Below are 12710 nucleotides of genomic sequence, written 5' to 3' on the forward strand. Positions count from 1 at the left end.
AAAAAAGAGCTCTCCCTCTAAAGGAAGAGCTCTCTCCTAAAACAGACTAGGATTAATCAATTCTGGTATATAGAACGCGATACTAGGGATGAAAGCAACGATAAGAAGGACGACTACAACCACCGTGATATACGGCATCACGGATTTGAAAGACTTCTCAATGGGAAGCTTCCCAATTTTCGCAGCCAGCAATAAACAGAGTCCATACGGCGGGGTTACCAGTCCCACTGCCAAAGTCATAATGGTAATGATTCCAAGTAAGATCGGACTGATGTCAAACGTTATCGCAACAGGCAGGACGACCGGAATGAACAGAATCATAGCAGGGATGGCATCCATGAATGTCCCTACAAAAAGGAAAAAGGCGATGATAATCAACAAGAAGACCCATTTGCTGCTAATGTTATTAGCGAAGAATTGTTCCGCCCAAAGGGACAATTGGTAGTAACTCATCAATTCACCAAGGGCATTAGCCGCAGCCAAGGCGAACAAGGATAGAGAACTTAGTGTCAATGTATCTACAAAAACCTTGGGGAAATCCTTCAGCTTCAACGTTTTATAGTAAAACATACCGACAATGACTGTATAAATAGAAGCAAACGCAGCCGCTTCTGTAGCTGTAAAGATTCCTGTAATAATCCCGCCAATCAGAATCACAGGAGTCATTAACGCCGGTATCGTATCCAAAAACTGTTTCAGGAAGTTGGACATAGAAGCCCTTTGATAGGTTGGATAGTCGCGTTTCAACGCTAAGAAATAAACAATTACCATCATACTTAAACCGATAAGAATGCCTGGAATGATTCCAACAAGGAAAAGTGCTCCTACGGAAACATTTGTCAGCCCAGCATAGATGATCATCGGGATACTCGGCGGAATGATTACCCCGATGGTGGAGGAGGCAGCCGTAACTCCGACAGCTGTACCGGTATCATATCCCTGCTTCTTCATATTGGGAATCAAAATTTTCCCGACACCTGCTGTATCAGCCTGGGAAGCCCCGGAAACTCCGGCAAACAGCATCGATACAAGAATATTAGCATGCGCAAGGCCGCCGCGAATATGACCGACGAGTGATAACGAAAAGTCGATCAATTTCTGGGAGATTTGTCCCCTGTTCATCAAATTCGCTGCCAGAATGAATAAAGGCACAGCTAACAGAACAAATGAATCAAGGCCGTTCAGCATTTTGACCGGCACTGTAACTTCTGGGATATATGGAACATTGAGAATACCGATCATTGCAACAATCCCAATGACAAAAGCAATTGGAATACCGATGATCATCAATAAGATGAATAGAAAAACTAATAGTGGACCGATCATTCTGCAACCTCCCTTGTGTTGAAGTTTTTAACGTTTCGCAGAATATGTGCAAGTGTGTAAATGAACATGGTCGCTCCCATAATCGGTACGGAAATCCATACATATCCCATCTTCATATACTCCAGTGAGACCCACTCGTATGCCCAAAAGTTTTGGACAGCCTGAATTCCGTAATAAAAGATGGCGAAACTGAAGGCTAGTAATATCACATCATTGATAAGATATAGACTGTTCTTGCCCTTTCCTTTTAACTTCTTCAATAGGAAGTCAAACTGGAAGTGCTCCCTTCTGTTCAGCATGACAGCTGCCCCCATGAAAACAGACCATATAAACGAATAAGTTGCTACTTCCTCTGTCCAAATAGCTGAAACACCTGTGAAACGTGTCATGACCTGTATAATAATCGTGACGAAAAAAGTGACGAGAAACAGGACCCCTATTGTTAACTGAATTCGTTCAAGCCATTTAATCACTGATGAAACCTCCTTATTCAAGAAGTGAAAAGGGAAGGGCACCATGGAGATGCCCCAAGCCTTCGCTTCTCTTACTTCATTTCATTAATTTTATTCAATAGATCTTGAGCTCCGATTTCTTTTGCACGTTCCTCTAAGAGTGGTTTGGCAAGGTCAATAAATGGCTGGCGGTCGATTTCGTTCACTACTGCCCCATCATCGATAGCCTGTTGCTTGTATTTTTCCTCCTGCTTATTCACTGCTTCGCGTTCTTTTTGAACAGAGGCTTCTGCCGCTTTCATAATCGCATCCTTCTGTTCATCTGAATAGTTTTCGAATTTCTTACCGTTGATCAGTAAGAAACGAGTGGTGTAGTCGTGTGCTGTTTCTGTCACATACTTTCCGTTATCTGTCTTATGGTGGTTTTCCTGAACGAAGTACGGGTAAGAGTTTTCCGAGGCATCAACAACACCCTGCTGAAGTCCCTGGTATAATTCTCCCCAGGCAACAGAAGTCGGTACGGCTCCCGTCTGTTCCCAATAGTTAGCGATTGCCCCGGAAGTTTGGGTACGGAATTTCAAACCTTCAAGATCTTCCATAGAATTCAAAGGTTTCTTGCCATAATAGTGACGAACGCCTGCCGACCAGTATCCAAGGAGCTTGAAGTCATTATTTGATTTTTCGTTAATGATGCTTTCCATCTCTTCTCCCACTTCTCCATCTACAACGCTTTCCCAGTGCTCATAGCTATCGAATACATAAGGAAGTGCAAAAAGGTCGATTTCATCTATCCCTGTTTTGGTCATGAACCCAGGCGATACCAACACAACGTCAGCCGCACCGAGTTTCAACTTCTCGACAAGTTCAGACTCACTTGTTCCTAAAGTGCCTGCGTGCACTTCAACTTCAATATTGGCATCAGATTTCTCTGCAGATTCTTTGAATGCTTCCATGCCAATTTGATAAGGGTTGTCGGGGGACGTCTGGTTGTGGGCGGCGATGATTTTCAGTTTACCATCTCCAGACGCTCCACTTGCTTCTTCATCTCCACTGCATCCTGCCAATGCGAATACACCCGCAAACATCATAACTAACAAAAGTGATAAAGAATTTTTCATCATGTATTCCTCCTTTAAAGTGATTGAATCCGCTTACAATTAATTGAAAACCTTCCCTTTAATAGCTTCTGAATTCTCCATGTACGCCTTAGCCAAATGTGGCAAATCATTTAAATTTGCCTCTCCAGCCGGTTCGTGCCCTGTTCCCCTATTCCAAATTTGCATGACGATTCGTCATTTGTTCATGAGACTCCCCTTCTTGTTGATGAACCACGTGGATAATCACTGCATCCAGTACCAGGTGTACGGATTGATCAAATTGATTGCCAAGCGGCTGAATTGTTTGAGGTTCCTCTGCCAGCCGCTTTTTTGTTGCTGCGGGAATAACCAGTATACAGTCACTGACTTCAGCGATTGCTGATCGCGGGTTGGTAGTAACAGCTGCTACCACCGCACCAGCTTCTTTGGCTTTTAAAGCGAATTGGTGCAAGGACTTGGTAGAACCTGAGCCAGAAACCACAACCAGCAAATCTCCTCTTTCAATACTTGGGGTGATGGTTTCGCCTGTCACATAAACTGTAAACCCGGCATGCATGAGTCTCATGGCGAATGCCTTCCCCATAAACCCCGAACGTCCTTCTCCTGAAACGAATATTCTTTGAGCAGAAAGGAGCTGATTAGCAAGTTCTGCTGCTTCGTGTTCTTTTACATTGGAAAGCACGTGCTGAATTTCTTCACTGACGGTTTGAATGGTTTGCTTCATGGTTCATCATCATTCCTTTCATTTCTGAGGCGGCCCCATGGCGGTCTGTATTCTTCGTAATGCCACTGCCCACTATTAAAGTGTCCGGTCGGTTATCCAGTATGGAAGGAAGAGAGTCTAAATTAATCCCTCCGGCAACGGCAATATCGAAGTGGGGATGATTCTTTACAAGTGAAAACAAATCCTCCTCGGCCATCTCTCCCGATGCCTGCATGTCTTTTCCAAAGTGAAGGCTGACAAGACCAACTCCTAAGCCGGATAGTTCCTGAATCCTAGTCTCCTCTTTAACTCCGAGCAAGTCGACCATGATTCTCCCTTGATAATTTTCAGCTACTTTTAACGTATCTTTAATCGTCTGATCCGCGGAGAATGCCATCACGGTTGTGATATCCGCTCCCGCTTCGAATGCTTGTGCAGCTTCATGTTTTCCTGCATCGCATGTTTTCATATCGGCAACCAGGGTCATATGTGGGAACGCTTTCTTTATATCCCTGATAATCTGCATGCCATACTCCTTAATAACTCCTGTCCCCACTTCAATCCAGTCGATGAATTCCTTCGTGTCCTCGATAGCTTGGAAGCAATCCTTTTCAGACATTCGATCTAAAGCAAGCTGTAAATTCATCTTCTTCCCTACCTTTCGACGTACTCTTTTTCTCCAAGCTGAATATGTACCTCATCCAGTTCAGGAAGTCCTTCATTATCTCCATACACACTAACGACCATCGATCCAATCGTATTTGCAAAGTTCAGCGTTCTATCTAATGACCAGCCCTGAAGCACCCCATAAATAAATCCGGCATCAAAACCATCTCCCGCACCAACTGTATCGACTACCTTTTTCGGCAGGCGCGGGGGCATCGTCATGGATATTCCCCCCATATAGCCAAAGGCTCCCTTCTCTCCCTGCTTGATCGCAACGGTCGAAATACCATAACGTTCACAGGCGGTTACAATCTGATCTGGTTGACTGACACCGAAAAGAAGTTCTGCTTCCTCTACTCCGGTCAAGATAATGTCTACATATGGGAGGAGCTGTGACAACGACTGCCTCGCTTTTTCCCTACCCCAAAGCTTTAAACGAATATTGGGATCAAACGATACGAGTGCGCCATGGTCTTTGGCAATCGTTACGGCCCGTTTCAGCAGCCTTAGGTTCTTCTCTGGATCTATGGCTGCGAAGACACCAGTAATGTGGAGGATTTTCGTTTGCCTTATCGCGTCGACATCCAATGTTTGTTCAGTTAAAGTTTTCGTTGGTGAGTCAGCTCGGTAATAAAAGGTGCTTCCGCTTCCATCTTCGCGTATTTCCTTGAAGTTAAGAGAGGTTGGATAACCGTCCACTAGCTTGACAGCGGAAACATCGATTCCTTCTCCTCTGGCAAAATTCCGAATGAATTTGCCGAATTCATCCTTGCCTAATCGACTGATCCAACCAGTATCTAGACCAAGGCGGGCACAGCCTATGGCAAAATTAAACTCGGCCCCTCCTGCTTTTCTTTCAAATGAGTGAACATTCCTTAGTGGACCATTTGTTGTTGGATCAAAGGTGATCATCGCATCACCAATAGTTATGATATCCTTCATTCTTCTTCCCCCTTTACTTTTATCTGCCCGGCACAGTCTTCTAGTGAGACCGGCGATTTCCTTTATACAGAATCCCTGACCATTAACGTTGGTTCAAACCTTAGTGATGAATTCCTTATCTCTTTTTTCATTTGGATTTTATTCAGAAGCAGTTCCGCCCCTGCCTTCCCCATCTTGAAAGTCGGCTGTGCGACCGTTGTAATTGATGGGGTGTAGAAACTGGCAAAGGATACATCGTCAATCCCAATGACAGCAAGGTCGTCCGGTATTCGCAAACCTTTATGTTTCACATATTTAAGCGTTTCAATAAGTACTAAATCATTCCCGGCAAGAATCGCTTCTGGTGGTTTTTCCAAATGAAGCAGTTCTTCTAATTCTGTTTGGAGACTTTGAGAATCTACGCTGATGATGTACTCGTCATGGATGGGGATTTCATTCTTTTTCAAAGTATTCTTATATCCTTCCACCCTCTCTATCCTTGGGGTGGTGTGATGCTTTAGGGAGGTTGTCATCATACCGATTCGTCGGTAGCCCTGTTCAACAAAATGCTCTACAGCAAGGGCAACCGCTTTACTGTTATGAAGCAGAACAGAAGGAATTTCCACCCCTTCCAACTCCCTATCCATAAAAACAACTGGGTAGGAGCTGTCCAACATTTTTTGGTAGAGGTCGCGGTTATCACCTGTCGGGAAAATAATCAGTCCGTCCACCTGTTTTGCACGAAGCATTTTAATATAATGCTTCTCTTTGAAGGGATCGTCATCAGCATTACAGATAATCGTGTGAAAATCAGATTCGTGACATACATCCTCGATAGCCCGTGTCACCTCTGTGGTGAAATTGTGCAAAATGTTGGCCACTATGACACCAATCGTCTTTGTGGACTTCTGTTTAAGACTTCGCGCCACGATATTCGGCTGGTATCCCAACTTTTCAACCGCATCCTGAATGCGCTGTTTCGTCTTCTCCCCCATATAGTCATATCGTTCATTTAAGTATTGGGATACGGTACTTTTCGACACTTCTGCCTGTGCCGCTACATCACCAATCGTTACGGTTTTCATAACTAATCTCCACATTCCTATTGGTACTAAATCGGTTTAGTAAATCGATTTATTAGTATTGTAGACTACATGAAAGCGTTTTACAAGAGGGTAAGGAATCTCTATTTTTATTTGGTTTAAAAGAAAGCCTTAATAGCAAGGGTTCAAGTGTCAAATTTTTTGATAAGTTTTTTAAATTCAGAAAAAGTGCAAGCACCTTGATAAGCTCGATAAATGTGGCGCGAAATGGATATCTTAAGGCTTCGATAGGCTCGGCTATGGAATTTTCCTACTCACCCAACAAGAAATCCCCCTAATTAGCAGGAGGATTACTAACGTAAAATATATAATTTCCCTTTTCATTACACATGAAAGACCTGGATAATGAATTGATATAAGAAATAAATGCTGTAGCCGAGTACAGCTAATCCACTTATCAGCAAAATCGCCTGTCTCCTTCTTCTGTTCAACCATTTCTCACCAAGATATAAAAGAACCGCTAATAAAACAAACCAAAATAACGCACCCAGCAGAACTGCAAGAGGGTAAATAGTAGAAGTGCTATTCCCATCATTCATGATAGGAGTAAGCAAGCCCATCCACCACAACACAGTAAATGGATTAAATGTGGTAATGGCTGCACCTGTCCAAAAGGCCTTCAAATAATGCTTGAAAGGGTATTTAACCCCTAAGCTTTTTGCCCTTTCCCCTACCCCTTCTACGGTTTTGATTTCTTTAAAGATTCCCCAGGCTATATAGAAAAGTACAGCACTGCCAAAGAGCCAAAGAAAAGTAATAATCATAGAGGTCGAGTCAACAAAGGGCATGAGCCACAGAAGAATCGCCGCAAGGATGACAGCATCTCCTACGACGGCCCCAGCTCCTACTATCAAGGCAGAATAAAAACCATATTTGGTCCCATATTTTATTTCTTCCCCATTACTTGGGCACGTGGGCGATGAAACGACACCAATGATAAGGCCGCTTAACAATAATTGAAACATCTAACTAAAACCTCCTCAATTCTATTATTCGAAAAATATCGAATTGTTGTTTAAAAAATTATTCCCTCCCTTTAGAGTTTTGAAAAAACATAACCATCTGATCTACTGTTTTTTGTTCTGCCCAGCACTCAATATTTTTCCCGTTACGTTCCATCCGTATCAATCCAGCACGCCTTAGTTCCCGAAGGTGATGGGAAACAGTGGACGGGGCGATATTTAATCCCTCTCCTAATTCACCCACCGTCATCCTCATCTCTTTATCGGTACTGGATTTCCCTGGAGTACAGTGTTCAGCTAAATATAGAAAAACATTCAGCCGGTGAACATTGGATAGGGCTTTGAAAATCTCGCTGAATTTGTTTAAGTTTTCATTATTATAATTCGACATATTTCGAATTATAAAGAAATACATTACGACTGTCAAATCTTTAACAATTCCCATACATACAGCTGAAAGGGAGCCGTAATATTATGAGGGAAAGCAATAAAATCCATCTTCTCCACACAAAAAATCGAGTATGAAATCCCAGCGATTTCATACTCGATTGCTTTTACTATTCAATTCTTATTGCGGCAGAGGAGCCTCAGCTGAAACAAAGCCCTTGTCCACAAGTTCATTCCAGAAATCTTTCGGAATGTCCATTTGGATCATTTCTAGGTCTTCTTTAATTCTGTCCGGACGTGTGGAACCAGGAATCACTGACTTGACCGCCGGGTGAGCTGTTGAGAATTGAAGAGCAGCTGCTTTCAACGGAACATTGTATTTTTCACCGATTTCCTTCAGTTGATTGACATGATTAATAATGTCATCGCCCGCTTTTTCATAGTTATAATGATCACCGCCAAGCAGTACCCCGGAGTTATAAGGGCTTCCGACCACAATGTCCACATCGTTTTCTTCAGCCTTTGCCATCATACCCTGTAATGCTTGTTCGTGTTGTAAAAGGGTATATTGCGTAGCAGATAAACAGATATCCGGTTTTGTGTCCTCCAGATCCATCGCACGTTCAATCGGTTCTGTCGTATTGACACCTAGTCCCCAGGCACGGATGACACCTTCTTCCCGAAGACGGGACAGCACGCGGAAAGCTCCTTTTCTAGCTTGTTCAAACTTTTCGGTCCATGCATCACCATGGAAATCTGGAGAAACATCATGAACGAAGACCATGTCCAAACGGTCGGTTTGTAGACGTTCCAGACTCTGTTCGATCGACCTTTTCGTTGCTACTTCCGTGTAATCTGTGATGACTTGATTGTTACGGCCATGTTCGAACAGACCTTCATTCTCTTCTGTTTCTTCAGTCATATAACGACCTACTTTTGTGCTTATCACATAGTCATCACGATTATATTTTGATAACACTTCACCTACCCGGATCTCTGCTAAACCAGCGCCATAAAAAGGGGCGGTATCAAAATAGCGCACTCCCTGGTCCCAAGCGGTTTGGATTGTTTTCTGCGCTTCTTCTTCCGGCACGTCCCGGAACATATTACCTAAAGGTGCGGTACCTAGTCCTACTTTATGTTTCAGTGCATTCTCTAGTGATTTCATGAATCTATTCCTCCTTTGAGAAAACCTATAGTTGCATAACCAACTATAGAAAAATAAATCATCTACCAATTAACGGTACATTCTATGTGTAGCCGGCTGGAAGGTTATTAAAACATTATTTACCCTTCATTCCACACTTCGTCGGCAATGTTCACCACATGACGTACTTTACCCCATTGCTGTTGTTCAGTAATTTCATTTCCTTCTTCCGTTGATGCGAATCCACATTGAGGGCTCAAACACAATTGGTCCATTGCTACATAATCGGACGCTTCCAAAATACGCGCTTTCACTCGTTCCGGATCTTCCAAATCACCGAATTTGGAGGTGATCAAGCCGAGAACGATCGAAAGGTCTGGACGCCGGACATGACGAAGGGGTTCGAAACCTCCGGAGCGCTCATCGTCAAATTCAAGGAACAGTCCATCGACATCCAATCCTCCGAAAATCGTTTCAGAAAGCGCCTCATAACTGCCGCTTGTCATAAAGGTGGAACGGAAATTCCCCCGGCAGATATGCATTGTGATGAGCATGTCCGCTGGTCTGTTTGCTATCGCCTCATTGATGGCACGTGCACACAGTTCTGCCACTTCCTCTGGATTTTTTCCCTTCTCTTCGATGGATGTGCGTCCTTCTTCAGAAAAGAAAGTCGTCCATGATGTATCATCAAGCTGAAGATAGCGGCATCCTTCCTCATAAATTTTCTGTATGAACCCTTGGTAGGCAGCTATCAGGTCATCGACAAGGGCTTCATCACTTTCATAAATACCCTCTTCCCTTTCCGCTCGGAATAAAAGCATATTAGGGCTTGGGATCGTTAATTTGGCGACCGCGTCCCCTGCGTTCTTTTTCAGAAAACGAAAGTGTTCTATCATATCATGATCGGTGAAACCCACTTTCCCTGTCACTTTGATTCCGCGCGCTTTCGTTTCCACCCCATCAAATTTCAATCCGCGCTCAGCCTCAAACCCTTCGACCCCATCCAGTCCTTCAAGAAAGTCGAAGTGCCACCAGCTGCGCCGGAAATCTCCGTCCGTTACAGCTTTCAAGCCCGCTTCCTTTTGCTTTTCTACTAATTTAATAATCTCTTCATCTTCAATCTTTCTTAATTCCTGTTCTGTAATCTCTCCTCTCTCCTGCTTTGCGCGTGCTTGTTTCAGACGTTCAGGACGTAAAAAGCTGCCGACATGATCTCCTTTGAATGGTTGTCTCTTCACATTTCTTTCTGTTGATACTGACATGGGCTTATCCCCGCCTTCCTTATGATTTGTGATTTCACATGAAACAAAATAACCCCTCTTCTATATAAGAAGAGGGGCTGAATGGAATACGAATCATTTTCTCTTCTTATCTCCAAGCAAATCGCTTCTGGAATTAGCACAGTACTATCGAAAGTCTGCTGCTAAGGTTTCACCGGGCCAGTCCCTCCACCTTTCTGGATAAGAAACAATGTATTTGATTTTAAAGTCTACTATACAGGAAGAACCAGAAATTGACAAATTATTCTGAACTATGATCTTTATCCCCGGAAAAATTCACACAAGAGTATATTCACTTAGCGCTCTATTATTTTCTCAATCTTGTCAAAGGGAGCCCTCAGATGCGTCGTCGGTTTATTGACATGGAAATCGGTCAGATCCAGCATATTGAAGAAGTGATGAGGTGGCTCCTGATCCCGAAATAATAATTAATAAATCATCTTTTTCAATACTTGGTGTAATCGTTTCTCCTGTTACGTAAATTTCATACCCACTATGCATCAACCGCATAGCGAAAGCTTTCCCCATCAAACCAGATCGTCCTTCGCCTGAAACGAAAATACGAGTGGCCGTGGACAGGAGACGGTTTGGATGATGTGCTTCATAGGTCCTCTATCTCTCCTTTCATTTGGAAGCAATGACAGACAGGATTCCGTGCTTTATGATCACCATTCCTACCATGACGTTGTCGGGGGTTACGCTGAAACCTGCGGTAATGTGGATTAATTCCTCCAGCTACTGTCATCTCGGAATTTTTCTTCAAACAAAAATAATTCGTTATCTCTGTTATTGCAAATTCAACCTAACACCTCATATGTTTTCTCTAAACTGAGTCCCTGACCATTAAATGGGGATCGAATCTGTAATTTAGAAGTTCATCTTCTACTTTGTTATTCCTGATCTTATCCAGTAAAGCTTCGGCCCCCATCTTTCCTATTTCAAATGTTGGTTGGGCCACCGTTGTAATCGCTGGTGTGTAGAAGCTGGCAAAAGAAACATCATCAATACCAATGACAGCCAGGTCTTCAGGAATTTTCATACCGTTTTGTTTTGCGTATTTCAATATTTCGATCAATACAAGGTCATTTCCGGCGAGGATTGCTTCAGGAGGTTCTTCTAAGTCCAATAACTCTTCAAGCACCCGCTGGATATTCGTAGGCTCCGCACTTTTCACATACTCTTCAACAAAAGGAAGCCCTTCTTTATGAATGGCTTTTTCATAACCCTGAATACGTTCTAACCTCGGCGTGATGTGATTGATGATAGAAGTGGTTATCATGCCGATACGACTGTAACCTTTTTGAACGAAGTGTTCTACAGCCAGGCCTGAAGCCATCTCATTATCTAATAAGATTGATGAAATAGGAATATCTTCCACTTTACGGTCTAAAAAGATGACAGGGTAGCGATCCTTGAGCATTTTTTCATATAATCCTCTGTTATCACCTGTAGGAAAGATGATCAGCCCATCTACTTGTTTCGCTCGTAGCATTTCGATATAATGCTTTTCTTTTTCAGGGTCATCATCTGCGTTACATATGATGGTGTGATAGTCAGAACTGATACATACATCCTCAATCGCCCTTGTTACTTCTGTTGTGAAGTTGTGTAGAATATTTGCTACAATCACTCCGATCGTCTTTGTAGATTTCTGCTTAAGGCTTCGTGCAACAATATTAGGTTGATAACCCAATTCTTCAATTGCTAGTTCAATTCTCTGTTTCGTCTTTTCACCCATATAGTCATATCGTTTATTTAAATATTGAGAAACTGTGCTCTTTGATACCTTTGCGTGTGTAGCAACATCGGAAATAGTCACCGTTTTCATTTGAACTCTCCATATCTTTAAATATATTCCGTATAATAAATTCGGTTAGCCCACCTATTATTAGAGTATACAAGTGAAGGGCGACTCCATCCACTTATTCCCCCTATTCAGTTATCAAGGTTAGAAACGAGGATGCGGCTGTCTTGCCATGAGCCCCCTATAACTTGGAGAGATGATAAGGCATTTTCCCTTACACCTTGACTAAGCCCGCTTTCTCCACATATTGCTCTGCCAGTTCTTGAAGTTCTGTCCAATTCTCACGTTCGATCAACGATTTATTAACGAGAGAACCTCCTATTCCCGCAGCTACCGCACCAGCCTCCATGAAGGATTGAAGATTATTAAGATTGACGCCTCCAGTTGGCATCATTTGGATGTGGCTTAAAGGTCCGCTGACATCCTTCAGGAACTTCGGCCCAAGCACATTGGCAGGGAAAACCTTCACCATATCCGCTCCCCATTGATCTGCAAGGTGCATTTCAGTGGGAGTAAATACGCCAGGGATCATAATAACCCCCTGTTCTTTTGTGTATTCGACTGTCTCTTTACATAAAATCGGAGCAAATATAAAGTCAGCACCTGCTGAAATCGCCTTTTCTGCCTGTTCCTTATTCATTACCGTCCCAGCACCGATGACTGCTTTCTCTTCAAACTCCTCTTTCACTTCCGTAATGACCCGCAGGGCATCCTCCGAATCCATCGTAATCTCTATTCCTGTCACTCCCCCGTCGATAAATGCCTGAACAAGAGGCTTCACCTTAGCTGGATCCACTTTTCTGATGACAGCAACAATACCTGAAGATAACATGTGGTCGAAAAGATTTCTATTCATGATATC

At 43.1% G+C, this 12710-nt stretch carries 14 protein-coding genes, 1 pseudogene and 1 riboswitch; of the genes and pseudogenes, 1 reads left to right on the plus strand and 14 read right to left on the minus strand.

Features of this window, described 5'->3' with window-relative positions; genetic code table 11:
• Positions 1-36 precede the first annotated feature (36 nt).
• From ACTWPX_RS02265 to ACTWPX_RS02320, 12 genes and pseudogenes are all read right to left on the minus strand, one after another.
• Positions 37-1326: a TRAP transporter large permease gene (locus ACTWPX_RS02265; protein WP_443118333.1), complete on the minus strand. Its 1290-nt coding sequence runs from the start codon at positions 1324-1326 to the stop codon at positions 37-39.
• On the minus strand, positions 1323-1799 hold the full coding sequence (locus ACTWPX_RS02270; protein WP_443118334.1) for a TRAP transporter small permease: 477 nt from the start codon (positions 1797-1799) through the stop codon (positions 1323-1325). Before ACTWPX_RS02270 ends, ACTWPX_RS02265 begins: the two co-directional genes overlap by 4 nt.
• 71 nt (positions 1800-1870) lie before the next feature.
• Positions 1871-2896, minus strand: a complete 1026-nt coding sequence (locus ACTWPX_RS02275; protein ID WP_443118335.1) for a TRAP transporter substrate-binding protein — start codon at positions 2894-2896, stop codon at positions 1871-1873.
• A 148-nt stretch (positions 2897-3044) separates the two neighbouring features.
• Positions 3045-3599, minus strand: coding sequence for a 6-phospho-3-hexuloisomerase (hxlB, locus tag ACTWPX_RS02280; RefSeq protein ID WP_443118336.1), 555 nt, complete (start codon positions 3597-3599; stop codon positions 3045-3047).
• Positions 3571-4224, minus strand: a complete 654-nt coding sequence (gene hxlA / locus ACTWPX_RS02285; RefSeq protein WP_128525260.1) for a 3-hexulose-6-phosphate synthase — start codon at positions 4222-4224, stop codon at positions 3571-3573. Before hxlA ends, hxlB begins: the two co-directional genes overlap by 29 nt.
• An 8-nt stretch (positions 4225-4232) precedes the next feature.
• On the minus strand, positions 4233-5186 hold the full coding sequence (locus ACTWPX_RS02290) for a sugar kinase (protein ID WP_443118337.1): 954 nt from the start codon (positions 5184-5186) through the stop codon (positions 4233-4235).
• 62 nt (positions 5187-5248) lie between these two features.
• Positions 5249-6250: a substrate-binding domain-containing protein gene (locus ACTWPX_RS02295; RefSeq protein WP_443118338.1), complete on the minus strand. Its 1002-nt coding sequence runs from the start codon at positions 6248-6250 to the stop codon at positions 5249-5251.
• 341 nt (positions 6251-6591) lie between these two features.
• Positions 6592-7233, minus strand: a complete 642-nt coding sequence (locus ACTWPX_RS02300) for a LysE family translocator (protein ID WP_443118339.1) — start codon at positions 7231-7233, stop codon at positions 6592-6594.
• A 58-nt stretch (positions 7234-7291) separates the two neighbouring features.
• Complete coding sequence (locus ACTWPX_RS02305) at positions 7292-7675, minus strand: ArsR/SmtB family transcription factor (protein ID WP_443118340.1); 384 nt, start codon at positions 7673-7675, stop codon at positions 7292-7294.
• 123 nt (positions 7676-7798) lie between these two features.
• Entirely contained in the window at positions 7799-8785 is a 987-nt protein-coding gene (locus ACTWPX_RS02310) for an aldo/keto reductase (RefSeq protein WP_443118341.1), read from the minus strand.
• 119 nt (positions 8786-8904) lie between these two features.
• On the minus strand, positions 8905-10026 hold the full coding sequence (locus tag ACTWPX_RS02315; RefSeq protein ID WP_443118342.1) for a 5-methyltetrahydropteroyltriglutamate--homocysteine S-methyltransferase: 1122 nt from the start codon (positions 10024-10026) through the stop codon (positions 8905-8907).
• A 103-nt stretch (positions 10027-10129) separates the two neighbouring features.
• A riboswitch (SAM riboswitch) is annotated at positions 10130-10231 on the minus strand.
• A 194-nt stretch (positions 10232-10425) separates the two neighbouring features.
• Positions 10426-10614: pseudogene (locus tag ACTWPX_RS02320) on the minus strand (SIS domain-containing protein); the annotation flags it as partial.
• 21 nt (positions 10615-10635) lie between these two features.
• Between ACTWPX_RS02320 and ACTWPX_RS02325 the strand changes: the two are divergent.
• Entirely contained in the window at positions 10636-10770 is a 135-nt protein-coding gene (locus ACTWPX_RS02325; RefSeq protein ID WP_443118343.1) for a hypothetical protein, read from the plus strand.
• 97 nt (positions 10771-10867) lie between these two features.
• On the opposite strand, the gene ACTWPX_RS02330 is transcribed toward ACTWPX_RS02325, so the two are convergent.
• Both ACTWPX_RS02330 and ACTWPX_RS02335 read right to left on the minus strand, forming a co-directional pair.
• Positions 10868-11872 carry a LacI family DNA-binding transcriptional regulator gene (locus tag ACTWPX_RS02330; RefSeq protein ID WP_128525252.1) on the minus strand — a complete coding sequence of 335 codons (1005 nt, stop codon included), beginning with the start codon at positions 11870-11872 and terminating at the stop codon, positions 10868-10870.
• 190 nt (positions 11873-12062) lie between these two features.
• Positions 12063-12704, minus strand: coding sequence for a bifunctional 4-hydroxy-2-oxoglutarate aldolase/2-dehydro-3-deoxy-phosphogluconate aldolase (locus ACTWPX_RS02335; protein WP_443118344.1), 642 nt, complete (start codon positions 12702-12704; stop codon positions 12063-12065).
• Positions 12705-12710: the final 6 nt, after the last annotated feature.

The organism is Halobacillus sp. H74, assembly GCF_052246715.1.
Classification (GTDB): domain Bacteria; phylum Bacillota; class Bacilli; order Bacillales; family Halobacillaceae; genus Halobacillus; species Halobacillus litoralis_A.